At 68.2% G+C, this 16129-nt stretch carries 11 protein-coding genes and 1 pseudogene; 5 read left to right on the forward strand and 7 right to left on the reverse strand.

Annotation, left to right across the window (positions count from 1 at the left end; translation table 11 throughout):
• Both P6F26_RS14810 and P6F26_RS14815 read left to right on the forward strand, forming a co-directional pair.
• A pseudogene (locus tag P6F26_RS14810) lies at positions 1–342 on the forward strand (hypothetical protein); the annotation flags it as partial.
• 354 nt (positions 343–696) lie between these two features.
• The gene (locus tag P6F26_RS14815; RefSeq protein WP_278029472.1) at positions 697–1524 is read left to right on the forward strand and encodes a hypothetical protein; all 828 of its coding nucleotides are present in this window, start codon (positions 697–699) and stop codon (positions 1522–1524) included.
• A 105-nt stretch (positions 1525–1629) separates the two neighbouring features.
• Here P6F26_RS14815 and P6F26_RS14820 read toward each other — a convergent pair whose 3' ends face one another.
• Complete coding sequence (locus tag P6F26_RS14820) at positions 1630–2454, reverse strand: outer membrane protein (protein ID WP_278029473.1); 825 nt, start codon at positions 2452–2454, stop codon at positions 1630–1632.
• Between the two features lie 345 nt (positions 2455–2799).
• Between P6F26_RS14820 and P6F26_RS14825 the strand changes: the two genes are divergently transcribed.
• Both P6F26_RS14825 and P6F26_RS14830 read left to right on the forward strand, forming a co-directional pair.
• Positions 2800–6069, forward strand: a complete 3270-nt coding sequence (locus tag P6F26_RS14825) for an adenylate/guanylate cyclase domain-containing protein (protein WP_278029474.1) — start codon at positions 2800–2802, stop codon at positions 6067–6069.
• Between the two features lie 133 nt (positions 6070–6202).
• Complete coding sequence (locus P6F26_RS14830; protein WP_278029475.1) at positions 6203–7330, forward strand: ligand-gated ion channel; 1128 nt, start codon at positions 6203–6205, stop codon at positions 7328–7330.
• 6 nt (positions 7331–7336) lie between these two features.
• Here the strand turns inward: P6F26_RS14830 and P6F26_RS14835 are convergent, their stop codons facing one another.
• The 6 genes from P6F26_RS14835 to P6F26_RS14860 form a co-directional block, all read right to left on the reverse strand.
• Positions 7337–10939, reverse strand: a complete 3603-nt coding sequence (locus tag P6F26_RS14835; protein ID WP_278029476.1) for a flavoprotein — start codon at positions 10937–10939, stop codon at positions 7337–7339.
• Positions 10940–11224: 285 nt separating this feature from the next.
• A complete protein-coding gene (locus P6F26_RS14840; RefSeq protein ID WP_278029477.1) occupies positions 11225–11668 on the reverse strand; it encodes a BLUF domain-containing protein in 444 nt (147 codons plus the stop codon).
• 382 nt (positions 11669–12050) lie between these two features.
• Positions 12051–13400 (reverse strand): cyclic nucleotide-binding domain-containing protein, encoded by a 1350-nt coding sequence (locus P6F26_RS14845; protein WP_278029478.1) that lies wholly within the window; start codon positions 13398–13400, stop codon positions 12051–12053.
• Between the two features lie 4 nt (positions 13401–13404).
• Positions 13405–13635 (reverse strand): hypothetical protein, encoded by a 231-nt coding sequence (locus tag P6F26_RS14850; RefSeq protein WP_278029479.1) that lies wholly within the window; start codon positions 13633–13635, stop codon positions 13405–13407.
• A complete protein-coding gene (locus tag P6F26_RS14855) occupies positions 13632–13850 on the reverse strand; it encodes a hypothetical protein (RefSeq protein ID WP_278029480.1) in 219 nt (72 codons plus the stop codon). The genes P6F26_RS14850 and P6F26_RS14855 overlap by 4 nt, the downstream gene beginning before the upstream one ends.
• Positions 13851–14013: 163 nt before the next feature.
• Positions 14014–14217 carry a hypothetical protein gene (locus tag P6F26_RS14860; protein ID WP_278029481.1) on the reverse strand — a complete coding sequence of 68 codons (204 nt, stop codon included), beginning with the start codon at positions 14215–14217 and terminating at the stop codon, positions 14014–14016.
• Between the two features lie 225 nt (positions 14218–14442).
• Here P6F26_RS14860 and P6F26_RS14865 point away from each other — a divergent pair, with 225 nt between their 5' ends.
• Complete coding sequence (locus P6F26_RS14865) at positions 14443–15843, forward strand: amidase family protein (protein WP_278029482.1); 1401 nt, start codon at positions 14443–14445, stop codon at positions 15841–15843.
• Positions 15844–16129 lie beyond the last annotated feature (286 nt).

Here is a 16129-nt window from a genome sequence, read left to right on the forward strand (position 1 = left end):
CCCGGCACCTACGAACTGCGCTACATCGCAAGCCAGGACCGCACGGCGCTTGCGACCCGCATGATCGAGGTCACGCCCGTCGCGGCCTCGCTCGCCGCACCCGATACCGCCGTGGCGGGGGCCAGCACCAAGGTCGCGTGGCAGGGGCCGGATTATGACGGTGACTACATCGCCGTCTCCCGTCCCGGCGACGACGGCTATGAGACCTTCGCCTACACCCGCGAGGGCGCGCCGCTCGACCTCGTGATGCCGTCCGAACCCGGAGCGTACGAGCTGCGCTACGTGGTCGGGCAGGACCGCACCGTGATCGCGACGCGGCCGATCTCCGTCACGCCGCCCTGATCCGGACCGACGGCCACCACGCGAGGGCAGGGGGGCTGCGTCAGGGAAGGCGCCATCATTGCCGACGTCCCGGCAGGACAGGCTGAGCTCGCCGCCGATGTCGCTGTCGCCCGCGCTCCTTCCGGCGCGGGCGACAGGGCCCCTGAGCGCCGATCACCCGGTGGCCGCACACTGCCACTTTTGGCCAGCGCACGACCCCAGCCGATCTGGCCTGCTCCCGTGGCCGTCCCGGACCTCCAGAGCGCGGTATCCAGGGGGTGGCACGAAACGGCGCCGCGGTTTGATCTTTGTCAAAGATAACTATAGGCGACGTCCTCTACCTTGGGTTTGCGAAACCTGAAGGGAGCGACTTCAATGACATCTTTCACATGCCGGGGCCTTGCGCGGTCCGTCTCTGTTGCCGCGGTTGCCGCCGTGCTTGCGTCCGGGGGGCTTGCCCTCGGTCCGTTCGGGGCCGGGGCGGCGCTGGCCGACAGCCATAACGCGGGCCAGGGCAACCAGGGCGAAAGCCGGGGCTCGGACGGCTCGGGCTCGGGCCAGGGCAACCAGGGCGAAGACCGGGGTTCGGGCGGGCAGTCCGAGGCGCAGCGCGGCGGCAACCAGCCGGCCGAACCCGGCCAGGGCCAGGGTCAGGGCAGCCAGGGCGGGACCGGCATGGAGAACAGGCCGAACTGGGGCGGCGCGGAGCTGACCGACATCGGGCGGCTGAACATCCTGCGGGCCGACGAGCGCGTGCTGAGCAATTCGCTCTACAACACCGACCTCACCTTCGACGACTACTCCTTCTACAACATGACGGCCGAGGATTTCGCCTCGAGCCTGACGAGCCTCGATCAGATCATCGATTCGCCCGTGACCAACATGGCGCTGCTCGACCTTTACTGGAGCACGTCGGATTTCGTGTTCAGCCACGTCATCCGGACCGATGACGGCGGGACCGAGATCGTCACGGTGGACCTCGGCGACGACATCGACCCGGCCTCCAACATCGACTTCTCGGCGATCACGATCGGCATCGCCCTCGACAAGGAGATGGAGCCCTCGGAGGAGATCGTGGAGGCGATCGCGACGATCGTCTGGGGCCCCGAGGAGTTCTGGCCGACATGGTTCGACGCCGGGGACATCGCGGAGGGCGCCGCGGTGGTGCAGGACCAGGTCGTGCTGATCCACGACACGCAGTGAGCGCACGCGCCCCGGCAGGCCCAAGCGCGCCCGCCGGGGCGCGAAAACCCCCGCAGCGGGGCCGGGGCGGGGAACGCCGGCGATGTGCGCGCCTTCGCGCGTCCGTCACTGCAGCGGGATGCGGACGCCGAGCGAAAAGACCTGAGAGCTGAGATCGAAGGTCAGCGGCTGGCGCGGAACGCTGGCGCCGACGTCGGCGACATCGCCCCCGACCGCCTCGCCGAAGTCGTAGTAGCGCCACGTCACATCCATCACGATCGGCGTCTCGGCATCCGTCAGGCACCAGGAGGCCCCTATGCCGATCGACCACGCGACGTCGTTCTCGGTGTTGGACCCGAAGGTGCGGAACGGCCGGGAGCCGGGCGGGGTGCCGGCCTGCGGGTTGAAGCGTGTCCACGACTCGACCGTGTTCCACGCCACCCCCAGGCCGCCGACGACGAAGGGCTGGATCCTCGCGTCGGGGTTGCGCCCCTCCAGCGGCGCGTAGAAGAGGTTCGCCATCATGGCGCGCGACCGCACCGTGCCGTCGGTGATGTCCGCGTGGGGCGTGGCATCGCAGTCGCTTCCGTCCGAGGCGGAGGCGCAAGGCCCCGAAAAGCCGATGTCGCCCGTGTGAATCAGCGCGAGATCCGTCCTGAGGCCGTTGTTCCAGTCGATGCCGAAGGCGGCGCTTGCGAAGCCTGCGTTGTCGCCGTCGAGATCGAAGTCGATGCGCGGGTCGGCCTGTCCGGGCGGCAGCCAGTAGGCGTCCGAAAGCTCGGGCAGAAGCGACCCGACCTCGGCGCGCAGGTAGGGAGAGAAGCTGACCTGCGGCTGCGGGGCCGGCCCCGCCTCCGGCGCGGCGGGGTCGATGCCGCCTGCCGCGAGCGGTCCCGCCGCAAGCACGAGAAGGCCCAGTCCGGCGATGCTTGCGAGATGTGACGTCTTCATCGGCGCTTTCCTCCCAAGGCGGTGCGTTTATTGACACTACATACTATTGCAGGCGTAGCCATGATAGGGCCGAGGAGTGATCCGGGCCGTGCCTGTTGTGTGAAATCAACGCCCGCGCGACGGTGGCGCGGCCGCGGATGGGGTGCCTTCCCCTGCGGACATGGCCGATGCGCGCAGGCGGTTCGCAAGGGCGCGCCGCGCCGCGACGGCACCGATCGCCGCGCAACTCCTTGAAGTTTCTCCCTCGGGGCCGTTTACTCGCAGCAGAGGCGGGTCAACCGTCCGATGGCGGGGGGCCGCCATCTTCCTGACTTGGAAGAAAGGAGTGGGGGCGGAAAGGACCGGATGTCGGACAAGGTAAGCAGGTGGCTCGCGGAACGCGGCCTGGCGGAATATGCGCCGCTGTTCCAAGAGAACAAGATCGATCTGTCCATCCTTCCCGAACTTACGGTCGAGGACCTGAAGGACATGGGCGTGACGGCGGTGGGGGACCGGCGGCGCATCATGCGGGCGATCGCGGCCTTCGACGACGAAACCTCCATTCACGGGTCGCGCCCGATGCACCCGACGGCGGCGAAGCGGCAGGTGACGGTGATGTTCGTCGACCTGTCGGGATTCACGAAGCTGTCGGCGAACATGGATGTCGAGGACGCGCACGGGCTTCTCAACAACTTCTTCGTCGCCGCCGACGCGATCATCGAGGACTTCGGCGGGCGGATCGACAAGCACATCGGCGACGCGGTCATGGCCGTGTTCGGCGTGGCCGTCTCCAACGCCAACGACACCGAAAGGGCTGCGAGGGCCGCGCTGGAGATCCACGCGGCGCTGGCGGCGCTCGACCCGCCGATGACCTGCCATATCGGCATCGCGTCGGGACAGGTCATCGCAAGCGCGGTCGGAAGCGAGGTGCACACCGAATACACGCTCGTCGGGGACGGCGTGAACCTTGCGGCGCGGATCACCGACAAGGCGGGTCCGGGAGAGACGCTGATCTCGGCGGATATCCATCTTGCGCTCGGCCCGCGGTTTCTCGGTGACGATGCGGGCGAGGCCGAGCTTGCGGGCATCGATGCGCCGCAGAGGCTGTGGCGCCTTGGCGGGGTGTCCAGCGGGTCGGGCGCGCGGCGCCACCGCTTCGTCGGACGGGGGCGCGAGTTGTCCATGTTCCAGGCGGCGTTCGAACGGTGCCGCGACCACGCGACCGGCGAAGTGCATCTTGTGCTGGGCGAGCCGGGTATCGGCAAGACGCACCTGTCCGAGGAGATCGCCGGGGTCGCGCGCGGCATGGGCTTCGCCGTCCACGGCGCGGCGGTGATGGACTTCGGCGCCCGCGAGGGGCAATCGGCGGTTCAGGGGCTGGTGCGCAGTCTGCTGGGCATCGGCATGGATGCGGCAGCCGGGATCGCCGAGGCCGCCGTCGAGCAGGCCGGCGCCATGCGCTGGATCGACCCGTCGAACAGGGCGCACCTGAACGCGCTTCTCGAGCTTGAGCAGGACGCGGGCGTGGCCGAGGTCTATGCCAACATGGACAACGTCACCCGGATGCGCGGCCGTCGTGCCGTCATCGACGAGTTGCTGCACGCCCGCAGCGACGCCGCCCCCCTCCTGTTGCAGATCGAGGACATCCACTGGGCCACGCCGGACGTGCTGTCGGCCTTCGCGCATGTCGCTTCGGCGATCCGCGAGCTGCCCTGCCTGATGATGATGACGAGCCGGATCGACGGCGATCCTCTGGACATCGAATGGCAGTCGCAGGCGAACGGCGTCTACCTGACGAAGATCGAGCTTTCGGGTCTGTCGGCCGCGCAGTCACGGGAACTGACGAAGGCGATCACCGAGGACGGCGCGGAGGTCATCGACGCCTTCATCGAGCGCGCGGGCGGCAACCCCTTGTTTCTCGAGCAGCTTCTGCGCAGCCGCGAGGCGCTGGCGGGGGGCGGCCTTCCGGGCAGCATCCAGGCCATCGTGCAGTCGCGGCTGGACACGATCGGACCCGAGGCGCGTGCCGCGATACAGGCCGCCGCCGTCCTCGGCCAGCGCCTGTCGCCCGACGCGCTGAAGTTCCTGCTCGAGGACGAGACGCTCGATTTCCGGGTCATCCTGCGGTCTGGCCTGATGCGCGAGGCGGGGCCGGACCTCGTCTTCGCGCACGCGCTCATCCGCGACGGCTCCTACGAAAGCCTCTTCAAGGCCGAGCGGGCACGGCTGCACGAGCGCGCGGCGGAGTGGTTCGCGGGCCGCGACGCGACGCTCCGGGCCCGTCACCTCGACCGGGCGCAATCGCCGGATGCCGCGCAGGCCTATCTGGAGGCCGCCACGAACAACATCCGGTCGTTCCAGTTCCAGTCGGCCGAGGCGCTCATCGGGCGGGCGCTGGAGCTTCAGGTGACGCCGGAGGTCCGGGTGGACCTTCTGGGCGCGCTGAGCGAGGCGTTGCGCCTTCAGGGACGTACGCACGAGGCGCTGGCGCAGTGCGACGAGGCCGCCGCGCAGGTCGCCACGGACGCCCAGCTTTCGCGCATCCACATCGAACGCGCCCAGTCGGCGCGCCAGACGAGCCAGTATCAGGACGCGCTCGACAGCCTCGATGTCGCCGAGGCGGCGGCGCGTCGGTCGGGCGACGAGCAGAGCCTCGCGCAGGTGCATTACCTGCGCGGCAACATCCATTTCCCGCTCGGCCGTTTCGACGAGGCTCTCGTCAGCAACGAAAGCGCCCTGCGGCTGGCGCGGAAACTGGGTTCCGTCCGGCTCGAGGTCGGGGCACTGAGCGGCTTTGGCGACGCCTATTTCATGAACGGCGCCATGCGCACCGCCGCCGACTACTACACGCAGGCCGTGGAACGCGCGCGGCCCGACGGCCTCGTGCGGGACGTGGCGGCCAACCTGCACAACCTCAGCGTCGCGCGCAGCTACAGCGGCGACGTGCTGCAGGGCAGGATCGACGGGATCGAGGCGGTCGAGGTGTCCCGCACGTATTTCGCGCTGGTTCCCGAATGCGTCGCGCTGACCTGCGTGGGGGTCGCGCACACGCTCCTCGACGAGTTGGACGAGGCGCTCGAGGCCTTCGCGACATCGGCCGAGGTGGGGCGGCGCGTGGGCGCGCGGCGCCTCGAGGCGCAGGCGCTGGAGCATCTGGCGCGCGCGCAGGCCCATTCGGGCGATCTTGCGGCGGCCGAGCGGACGGGCCGCGAGGCCGTGAAGATCGCGCTGGAGCACGGGCCGAACTTCGTCGGCCCCAAGTCGCTGTCCGCGCTCGCCCTCGCGCTCGAGGATCCCGACGAACAGGATCGGTTGCTGGACCAGGGCGCCGGGATCATCGCGGAGGGCTGCGTGGGGCACAATCACCTGCACTTCTATCCCGATGCCTGCGCCATCATGCTCGCGCGCGGCGAATGGGACCGCGCGCTGGCCTTCGCCGACGCGCTGGAACGCTTCACCGAGAGGGAGCCCCTTCCGCTGGTCGAGCTGACGCTTCGCGAGATCCGCCACCTCGCCGACGCCGGCCGCCGGCAGCAGGCGCCCGCCGAGGGCGAGGAGGCCGCGGCGCTTCGCGCGGACTTCGCGCGGATGGCGGTGCGGCGGGGGCTTCTGGGGCGGGCCGACTTCGTGTCCTGAGCCCCCGAGCTCGCGGGCGGCGGTCTGCGGTGTCTCTTTGCCTTCCCATCCGCCCTATCGCCCGGTAGCCTATGGCGAAAATCGCGCCGTGCCGGCATGGCCGCGGCAGGAACGAGGGGATCGGGCAGGCAGCATGAGTGTCGACAAGAAGATCTGGATCGCGTCCTGCGTGATCTCGGCCGTCCTCGCCTACATCCTCTTTGCGCTCTGGGGCGTGATGAACCGCTTCGAGGGCGATCCGACCCAGCTGCACGACACCGCGGACGTGGAGGCCTATTTCGCGGCCACAGGCGCCGACCCGGCCTACGAGGTCAGGACCGGCATCTACGTCCAGTCCCTGGAATTCGAGGGGGCGACCGACGTCCGGGTAAGCGGCTACATCTGGCAGATCTACGACTACGGCGTGCACGACGACATCCGCCCGCCCCCCGGCGTGCCCGGTTTCCTGCTGCCCGAACGTGTGGACGCGGGCGACGGCGTGATCGAGGAGGCCTACCGCATGGACCGCGGCGACGGCGAGCTGATCGGCTGGTATTTCGAGCAGACCCTGCGGCAGACCTTCGACTACACGGCCTATCCCTTCGACCACAAGACGGTCTGGGTGCGCCTCTGGCCGAACTCCTTCGGGCAGCAGGTCGTGCTCGTGCCGGATTTCGACGCCTATCCCGCGACCGGGCCGGCCGACATCTTCGGCATCGACGAGCGCATCGTGCTGGGCACGTGGGAGCGCGAGAACACCTATTTCGACTACAAGCCCTCGGACCTCGTCACCAGCCTCGGGCTCGCCCGGTCCCCGGCGCAGGCGGGCTTTCCCGAGCTGCACTACAACTTCGTGGTCAAGCGCAAGTTCGGCAACGCCTTCATCGTCCACATGGTCCCGCTTTTCGTGGTCGCGACGCTGATCTTCGGCGCGCTCATGACCGTCACCCGGCAGGAGGAGCTGGCGTCGCGGCACGACTTCAGCACCTCCTCGGTGATCGAGACCGCCTCGGTCCTGTTCTTCGTCGTGCTGCTGGCGCACGTGCAGCTGCGCGAATCCATCGCCGGCTCCGAGGTCATCTACATGGAATACTTCTATTTCCTGATGTATTTCATGCTGCTCGGCGTGTCGCTGAACACCTATTTCTTCGTCTCGGACCTGATGCCGTCGTCCCGGTTGATCCATTACCGGGACAACCTGATCCCCAAGGCCGCGTTCTGGCCCGCGGTGTTGTCCTCGATGATCGCGATCACGCTCTACAGCATGACGCTGCAGATGTGACGGGCCTCACTCCGCCGGCTCGAAACCGGGCTTCGGCTCGCCGCGCGCCATGTCCTCGGTATAGACCGCCACCGTCTCGGCCTCGCCGCTTTCGAGCGCGGCAAGATGGGGTGCGGCGTCGGCGGTGACGTAGGCGTAGGCGTGCTCGACCGCGCCGCCGACGACCACGGCGATCTTCTTTCTGAGATAGACGTTCTCGGGCGAGGCGGGCCCGTGGTAGCCCTCAAGCCGGTCGAGGGCCGCAAGGCCCGAGGCCGTGACGCGGTAGACCTCGCCCTCGACCTGCTGGCCGCGGCCCTTGAGGTCCACGAGAACCGCCATGCGGTGCAGGTAGGGGCAGTTCGGGTTGTCGCAGCGCGGCTCCTTCTGGACGATGAGTGGCATCGGCTGGCGCGTCTTCGCCGTGCCGACGAACGCGCCGAGAACCTCGGCATGGGCCGCGTGGTTGGGAAAGCCGCGCTTGAGCGAGCCGTAGGTGAAGTAAAGGTAGCTCGGCTCGGCCTCGCTTGCCGCTCCGGGCGTGGGGGCCGCGCTTGGGGCCTGCGCCGCCGGGGACAGCCCGTTGGCCGCGGCCCACCCCGCGAGCCGCGCGCGTATCTCCTCGGGGACGGTATCGTCCTCGGCGAAATGCAGGCAGGGACGCGCGTCGATGCCGTCGGCCTCAAGCAGGATGTCCACCATCTCGGGCGAGGCGTTGCCGATGGCGACGTGCAGCGCGGTGAAACCCATGTCGTTCTGCGCGTTCACGTTGATGCCGCGCGCGATCAGGTCGCGGCCCACCTGAAGGTCCGGCACGCCGCGCGCGATGCCGTTCTCGGTCATCTCGCCCTCGCCGCCGGCGGCGAAATGAAGAAGCGTGTCGCCCGTCAGCTCGTCGATGACGTCGATGCCCACCACGCCCTCGTCGATGGAACGGAAGATCCGCCTCCACTGGGTATAGTCGTCCGAGGCTGCCGCGTCGCGCGCCCAGCGGATGATCCGCTGCTCCTGGTCGTCGAGCTGCTCGAAGGCCTGTTCCAGCGCCATCATGATCTGGTCGGGCGTGGCCATCATGCCGATGCCCTTGGTGCCGTTGGACAGCATCCCCTCGCGCGGGCCCACGAGATCGACGCCCAGCGTCCGCAGCGCAGCCACGTTGTTCTGGGTGGTGATGTTGTTCCACATGTGCGTGTTGCACGCGGGGCAGAGGATCGCGGGCTTGCGCTGATACTGCCAGGCCACGAAGACGGAGGACACAAGGTTGTCGGCGATGCCGTTCGCGATCTTGCCCATCGTGTTGCAGGTCACGGGCGCGACCACGACGCAGTCGGCCCAGTCGCAGAGCGCGAGATGAGAGGCGCGCAGCGGCATCCCGTATTCGATGTAGTGGAAGTTCCACTCGTCGTCGTCTCGGTAGATGTCGTTGGGGCTGATGCGCGACAGGATGCGCTCGGCGCCGTGATCCTTGAAGAACTTCTCGGCCGCGACCGAGGGGATCAGCTTCACGTTGTGGCCGGCATCCGTGATCCGCTCCACCAGCTCGGGGATCTTGTCGGCGGCGGACGACCCGCAGGCGGCCAGCAGCACGTTGCGCTTGCCGTCCGGCGGCTCGGTCAGCCCGCCCTTGGGATAGCCGAAGATGTTCTTGTCGAGGCTGGGGGATTCGTGGCGCAGAAGCACGTTCAGCCCCGCCTCGGCGATGCGCGCCTGAAGGCTGCCGTCCATGACCATGCCCACGATATCCTCGCGCCCGCCCAGAAACTCGCCCCGGAAGAACAGGTAAGGCACCGTGTCCTGCCCTGTCATGGCGACGAGCTGGCGGCGCATCCTGACCGACCTCAGGTCGTGGCCCGACACGTCGATTGCGGTCAGTTCGGTCACGCCGATGTTCTGCAGGATGTTGCCCAGCATGTTGGACCACGGGTCCTCGTCGTCGTGGAAGAACGCGATCGTGTTCTCCTGGATGATGGCCGGGGCGTCGTCGGGGACGCGCACATGCTCGCGCTCCTCGATCACCAGCATGGCGGGGTCCCGCAGGTTCCTGAGGCCGCGGAAGATCTGCATGCGCGGCGCCTGCCAGACCTGCGAAGTGGCCGGGCTCATGTCGACAAGCGTCACCATGTCCTCCGCCTCGTCGTAGGCGATGCAGAGGCACCAGAACTCTTCCAGCAGCGCGGTCTCGCGGTAGACGTTGTCGGGCGCCTTGATCGCCTCGAACCCGAGCACGCGGTTGAGATCGATGTTGATCATCAGGTGGCGCCCGTCGTGATCGACGAGGTCGCGAAGCCGCGCCCTGAACCAGTCCTCGGGCGACAGGTCGCGCTCGTCCTCGGTGCGTTCGGAATAGCCGCGGAACTCGCTCCCGAGCTGGGTGTGCACCGCCTGCGCGAGATACATCCTCGCGATCCGGTCCATCTCGCGGGCGTCCGAGACGCGGCTCAGCGTCTCGCTGTAGGCGGCGGTGGAGGACAGGAGCAGCTTGTCCTCGTCCACGTCCGGATCGCCGAGGATCGCGAGGCTTTCGGACAGGACGCCGAGGCTGTTGAGGTTCGGGCTGGAGCGGCGGAAGAGGTTGCGCTTGTTGCGCCGCCCCGTCGCGAGGTAGCGCGTGGTGTCGACGTAGCGGCAGGGCTGCTTGAGGCATTGGAGCCGCGTCGTGACGGCCTGCCGCGCGGAAAACCGCAGAAGCCCGCGCGACCGCATCGAGGTGCCGTCGCGGTCCGACATCGCCTCGTAGAGCCGGTCCACCGTCGTCACCCAGAGCTTGCCGTATTTCTCGGGGTGGACGTCGATCATGTGGATCAGGCCGGTGCTGGGATTGCACTTGGCGATGATGGCGAAATGGCCGCCCGGCATCGTCGCCTTTCCATGCGCCATCCCGACCTGGAAGTTGGCCACGAGGATGTCGTTGTCGCCGCCGAGGCGGTTGGACTCGTCGATCGCCTCCAGAAGCTTCTCCGGCGATGTCGTCGCGGCGTCCATGAAATACGCCTGAACCTGCATGGTGTCGCGCAGTCCCAGCTTGTGGATGTAGGTGCAGGCCACGTCGAAAAGTTCGGCCAGCGAGATGCCGTCGTTGACCACGAAACTCGCCGGCAGCTGGCATTCGCGGAAGATGTCGTTCACCTCGCAGGTGAAGCCGAGCGCGGACATGCTGAGCGCGGCGGCGGTCACACTGCAGCAATTGATGGGCTGCTGGAAATTGTGCATGTGAACGGCCACGAGGTCGCCGAACAGCGTGGCGAAGCCCGCGGTGCGCAGGTCCTCGGGCAGCTCGAACCATTCGGCGCTCGACAGGTAGGCGAGGCGCGTTCCGGGCGACGCGACCGCCTCCATCGTCACGGGAATGTTGAAGACCTCGAGGTGCTCCTCGTAGAAATAGTCGCCCGCATCGGCCGTGGCGAGCGTGGCGTCGCCCTGCCGAAGCGCGACCTCGCCCTGAAGGACCACATACATCCCGTTGGGCGCGAGGGTGGCGTCGCCCGTGGCCTCGAGCACCCTGAACCTCGGCCGGATCACGTCGGGATCTATCGCGCTCGTGTCGCTTTGGAACACATGCAGGATCATGGCGAAATCGGCCTCGGAAAGACTTGAGGCGTCTCGCGTCGTGATCTCTTGGCTCGAAGTCATCATGGGCTCCCTCGTGTGCGTGCGGCGATCCTGTGCGCCGGTCGCGCGGGCCCGCGCCTTCACCGCCACGCCGACGACGTTACGTCGGGCATCGCCGTGCGGGCAACGGCGGAAGCCGGATTTCTCGAGGGGGGCGGCACCTGTATCATGTATGCCGCCGCGCGGTCCCGCCGGCTTTTCGGCACGTGCCCGGATCGGTCCCGGCGTCCGTGCGAAGGAGCCCGAAGGCGATGGAACACGGGGACGGCCGGGGACGGGAGCGGGCCCGGTCCGCCGCGGGCAGGCCTACATCGGCCGCACGGACCTGCTCGAGAATTCGCTGAAGATCTCGCGGGCGATCGACAGGGCGATGCTCTTCGTGGCTTTTCCCGCGCCGCCGCCGCGCCGGATGCGGTCCAGAACCGCCTCGCTGCCGCGCGCGAAACGTCCGATCTCGGCCGGCCCGGCATAGCCCATGGTCCAATCGGGGAATTCCCGCCGCTCGGCCTCTCCCTGCCACATGACCGAGACCGCCGAGTGGCGGGGATCCTGGCGGATGCGGCCGAAGCAGGCGTCCAGCTCCGCCTCCGACCCTTCGAGGGTCTGGAAGAAGATCCGGTCGTGATAGAGAAGCACCCCGGTGATGCCGTCCCGTTCGTTGTTGCGCCGGGAAACGTCGAGGATGGCAGACAGCGCGTCTTCGTCCAGGGGGCCGTGGGATGCGCTCACGTAGGCGATCTGGTGGACCATTCCGTCTGACCTGCTGAAACGCGGTCGGACAATTCCGGGAACCCTGCCTGATCAGGCCGGTTCCAGCCGCGATGCTTGCGACCTTGCCTATACCCCCATGCCCCGAGACCCTTCATTGTTTAAGGTTGGGTAAAGCATTTCACAATCCAGACGGTTCAATGGCAGCCCACATACAGCCTTAGGTTGCAACCCATGACACCCCGTGCCCGGATTGTTCGCGGTTGCTCAATTTAATTGCCGCGGTCGCCAACCTTTGCAAATCCAATGAAAATCATTGATTCGGATGCCTAAATGGCGGTGGAGGCCGCGCGGGACCCTAGGGCCAGCCGGGCGGGCCGAGCGTCGATGCGGCGCGCGCGCCCGCCTTCGGAGGCGGGCGCCGTCACGTGGTCTGGCGCAGTTCCACGATCTTCAGGACCTGCCTCATCGTCGCCTCCGACCGGAATTCGCCCTCGTTGGGGTTCATCAGGTCGGCGAAGGTGGCCGCGTCTATCCTGAGGCATCCCACCGGGCCGAGCGCGACCGCCGTGGCGGAGCGCGGCTTGCCCTCGATCAGCCCCATCTCCCCCAGAAGCGCGCCATCGCGAAGCTCGGCGATCTTGCGCTCCTGCGGGCCGCCGTAGTCGATGTAGATGGCGACGCGCCCCTCCTTCATCAGGAAGCAGTGCGTGGCGGGATCGCCCTCGCGCAGGATGACGTCCCCGCGGGAGAACGAGACGTCGTCGACCTTCGTGGAGAGGCGCGAGATGTCCTCGAGGGACATCTCCGAGAATGCCATCTCGAGGTAGCGCGACCGCAGGTTCCTGAGCTCCACGAGAAAGCCGATCACCGTCGGGATCGTGATGGCGAGGTTGTAGCCCATGTGAAGCTCGGCCCGGCCGGGCATCCCGTCGAAGCCGGTGAGCTGCTCGAACAGGCCGTTGTTGGCCATCAGGCCGAACCGACCGCCCGCCTCGTAGAAGTTGAGCATCGCGGCTTCCTGCCCGGCGGGCACCGCCATGTAGATGTTGCCCTCCACCGGCACGGTCGCCCAGAGCTGCCGGAAGCCCGGCCACAGCTCGGCCTGTTCGAAGTAATAGAAATAGGTGATCGTGAGGTGCTCGAGGGCGTGCCAGCTGAGCGCGAGCAGCGCCACGAACAGCCAGATGTTGCGCGGGAAGCACAGCAGCACCAGACCGGTGCCGAAATAGCCGACCAGCTCCCAGACGAGGTGCACCACCCCGAGGTCGAGCTGGCCGAAGACCGCGCAGGCCGCAGGCCCGATGATGTATCCGCCGGCCGCATCCAGCCGCGGCAGCCCGTCCGCCCCCGCCTGCGCGATGCGCGCGGTGGAGTAATAGCTGGGCTCGACCGCCGCGTCGCGCAGGCCGAGCTCTGCGGCGCGCATGGCGTTCTCGATCGTGTCCACGGGCGGCGGGCAGGCCACCGTGCCGTTCATCACGTTGAGCTGGATGACCTGGATCAGGTGCTCGGAGAAATGGCCGACCTGCAGGACCGTGAAAAGCCCCAGCACCGCGATCATGGAGTAGTTCTTGACCTTCCAGATCCCCTCGAACAGCGCGAGCGGGATCCACGGCAGGAGCGTGTAGAACGCGATCATGTAGAGCGGTTCGTCGCCCACGATCGCGTTGATCTGCAAAACGTAGGAAATCGCCGCAGTGACGAGGACGACATCGAGGCTGACGCCTTCGAAGCGGAAGAACCGCCGAAGCTTGCGACCGAGTTCGCCCATGGCTTCAGGCGTCCGCGCCGAGGGCGCCGATGCGCGCGCGCAGCCTCAGCACGAGGCTGCTGAAGGCGCCGACGAACAAGAGAATGGCGGCCAGAACCGGCCACTTCTCGCCCCACGCTCCGGCGTCGAACCCCAATGCGACCGGCGCGTCCCAAAGACCGCAGAAGGCCATCGCGGGCGCTGTCGCCCAGAAGGCGCACGACCCGACGGCGGCGCCCAGAATTGCACGTTTCATCCCTCGCCGCTCTTCCGCGCCGCTCTCCGGCCCCTGACCATCAGTATGGTGAGATAGGTCGTACAGACCACGACACTCAAAAGGACGATCGCGAGAAGCGGCCATTTCGACAGCCAGTCGTCACCGCCGAACCCCTCAGCCACGCCACCCGGTCCCGCCGCGAACGCGACACCGGGAACCATCGTCGCCAGAACCGCCACGCGCCATCCGGTCATTCCAGGGCTCCATCTGCTGTCACGCCGAATGGCGAAACGATGCGGCATTGCCGCTAGGTAAGCCTGTTTTCAACTGGAAATGGAAATGCGCGCGGTCGTGACAACCTTTTGTAGACCTTGGCAACGAGGAGCCGGCGTCGTTCGGGGCCGGGTCCCGCGCGCGTCAGGCGTCGAGCAGGAAACGAAGCCGGTCGAGAACCCCGGGATCCTTCGCGAGTTCGACGGCGCCCTTTTGGTCGGATTGGAGGTGCCTGGCCCCGCTCTTCATGGCGATCCAGGGCGACTTGCCCCGAAACGACACGATCACGCCCGCCGGGACACCCCTCGGCAGGATGGACGATTGAGGTCTGATCGCGACGGTCTGCATCTCATGATTCCCGGCAAGCCCTGTCCTTCCGCGAACAGGTTGATGCAACTTGAGGGCAATAGAATGGCGACAATTGCCCGATTTCGGGACGATTGAAGCACCGGATGAAACCGGGATCCACGGATGCGCGGCGGGTTTCGTCGGGCGCGGCGGCGGCGGGACCGTCGACATTCCCGCGTCCAGCTGTGAAGCTCTGCGCAGCCATGAGGGAGAAGGGTCGCATCCATGACGCAGACGTGGGAACTGACGGCAAGCCGCATCGCGGCGGACGTGCGCGCGCGGCGGATGTCCGCGACCGAGGTGACGCAGGCCCATCTCGACAGGCTGGCGAGCGTGAACCCGCGGATCAACGCGGTGGTGCAGGAGTTCCCCGACGAGGCGCTCGCGGCCGCCCGCGAGGTCGACGCGGCGATCGCCCGCGGCGAGGATCCGGGGCCGCTCTGCGGGGTGCCGGTCACGATCAAGGTCAATGTCGACCAGAAGGGCCATGCCACGACGAACGGTCTGAAGCTTCTGGAAGGCCTGGTGGCGACCGAGGACAGCCCCGTGGTCGCGAACATCCGCAAGGCGGGCGGGGTGATCGTGGGGCGCACCAACACGCCTGCCTTCTCGTTGCGCTGGTTCACCAGGAACGACCTGCACGGCCAGACGCTGAACCCCCGCGACAGGGCGATCACGCCCGGCGGGTCGTCGGGCGGCACCGCCGCCGCCGTCGCCGCGGGGGTCTGCGCGCTCGGCCACGGGACCGACATCGCGGGTTCCATCCGCTATCCCGCCTACGCCTGCGGCCTGCACGGGCTGCGTCCGACCGTCGGTCGCGTCCCGGCGTACAACTCCAGCGCGCCCGACCGCTTCATCGGCGCGCAGCTCATGGCCGTCTCCGGGCCGATCGCAAGAAGCGTCGAGGACCTCGGGATCGCGTTCGCGGCCATGTCCGCGCCCGATGCCCGTGACCCGTGGTACGTTCGCGCGCCGATCGGCGGCGCCGATTTCCCGCGGCGCGCCGCTCTCGCGCCGGCCCCGGACGGGATGCCGGTCTGCGACGAGGTGCGCGCGGCGCTGGTGGAGGCGGCGGACCGTCTGCGGGACGCCGGCTGGACGGTCGACGAGGTGGAGTGCCCGCCGATGCGGCATGCCGCCGAGATCAACGCCTGCCTGTGGATGGCCGAAACCCAGTTCGGGATGCGCGACATGCTGGACCGCGAGGCCGAGGCGGACGCGCAGTTCGTCTTCGCGAGGATGTCGGAACGCGCGGGCGAGGTCGGGTTCCGCACCCTGATGGAGGCCCTGCAAGCGCGCGTGTCGCTGGTCCGGCAATGGGAGCTGTTCCTGCGCGAGCGTCCGGTGGTGCTGTGCCCCGTTTCGGGCGAATTGCCCTTCGATCAGCAGCTCGACGTGGCGTCCGACGCCGCCTTCGGCCAGGTCTACGAGGCGCAGCTGACCCAGCGGGGGATCCCGGCGATCGGCCTGCCGGCGCTGGCCGTCGCCACAGGCGCGGCCAGCGGGCGGCCTGTCGGCGTCCAGCTGATCGGCCCCCGTTTCCGCGAGGACATCGTGCTTGCCGCCGGACGCGACATCGAGGCGGCGGGGCCGCCGGTCACGGTGGCAGGGCCCGACTGGACATGAGCCCGGGCGCGCGGACCGGCGGCGAGCCGGGGGCGGGATGGCACCGCCGCCCTGGTTCCGCATCGCGATCCCGTCGTCGCATCGACAGCCCTCGCCACCTCCCTGCCAGACACCGTGGCCGAAGGGGTTGGGCTTTAGGCGGCTTCGGCCCTGGGCGTGACCGTCCGGTCCGGTCCGGCGGCCCGCACCCAAGATAGGCCCCTGGCGTCGGCGGCGAAGCAAGGCGCCGGTTCACGCGCGGCGGGCGGGGGAGGGGCTGGCGGTCACATGTCTTGCTCCGCGCCCC

The organism is Roseicyclus salinarum (assembly GCF_029624655.1).
GTDB classification, from domain to species: domain Bacteria; phylum Pseudomonadota; class Alphaproteobacteria; order Rhodobacterales; family Rhodobacteraceae; genus Roseibacterium; species Roseibacterium salinarum.

Excerpts from the sequence above, each read along its gene's own strand:
- P6F26_RS14835 (WP_278029476.1), bottom strand. The coding sequence starts at position 10,939 with ATGACTTCGAGCCAAGAGATCACGACGCGAGACGCCTCAAGTCTTTCC.
- P6F26_RS14825 (WP_278029474.1), top strand. The coding sequence starts at position 2,800 with ATGTCGGACAAGGTAAGCAGGTGGCTCGCGGAACGCGGCCTGGCGGAA.
- P6F26_RS14855 (WP_278029480.1), bottom strand. The coding sequence starts at position 13,850 with ATGACCGGATGGCGCGTGGCGGTTCTGGCGACGATGGTTCCCGGTGTC.
- P6F26_RS14830 (WP_278029475.1), top strand. The coding sequence starts at position 6,203 with ATGAGTGTCGACAAGAAGATCTGGATCGCGTCCTGCGTGATCTCGGCC.
- P6F26_RS14840 (WP_278029477.1), bottom strand. The coding sequence starts at position 11,668 with ATGGTCCACCAGATCGCCTACGTGAGCGCATCCCACGGCCCCCTGGAC.
- P6F26_RS14845 (WP_278029478.1), bottom strand. The coding sequence starts at position 13,400 with ATGGGCGAACTCGGTCGCAAGCTTCGGCGGTTCTTCCGCTTCGAAGGC.
- P6F26_RS14815 (WP_278029472.1), top strand. The coding sequence starts at position 697 with ATGACATCTTTCACATGCCGGGGCCTTGCGCGGTCCGTCTCTGTTGCC.
- P6F26_RS14860 (WP_278029481.1), bottom strand. The coding sequence starts at position 14,217 with ATGCAGACCGTCGCGATCAGACCTCAATCGTCCATCCTGCCGAGGGGT.
- P6F26_RS14865 (WP_278029482.1), top strand. The coding sequence starts at position 14,443 with ATGACGCAGACGTGGGAACTGACGGCAAGCCGCATCGCGGCGGACGTG.
- P6F26_RS14850 (WP_278029479.1), bottom strand. The coding sequence starts at position 13,635 with ATGAAACGTGCAATTCTGGGCGCCGCCGTCGGGTCGTGCGCCTTCTGG.
- P6F26_RS14820 (WP_278029473.1), bottom strand. The coding sequence starts at position 2,454 with ATGAAGACGTCACATCTCGCAAGCATCGCCGGACTGGGCCTTCTCGTG.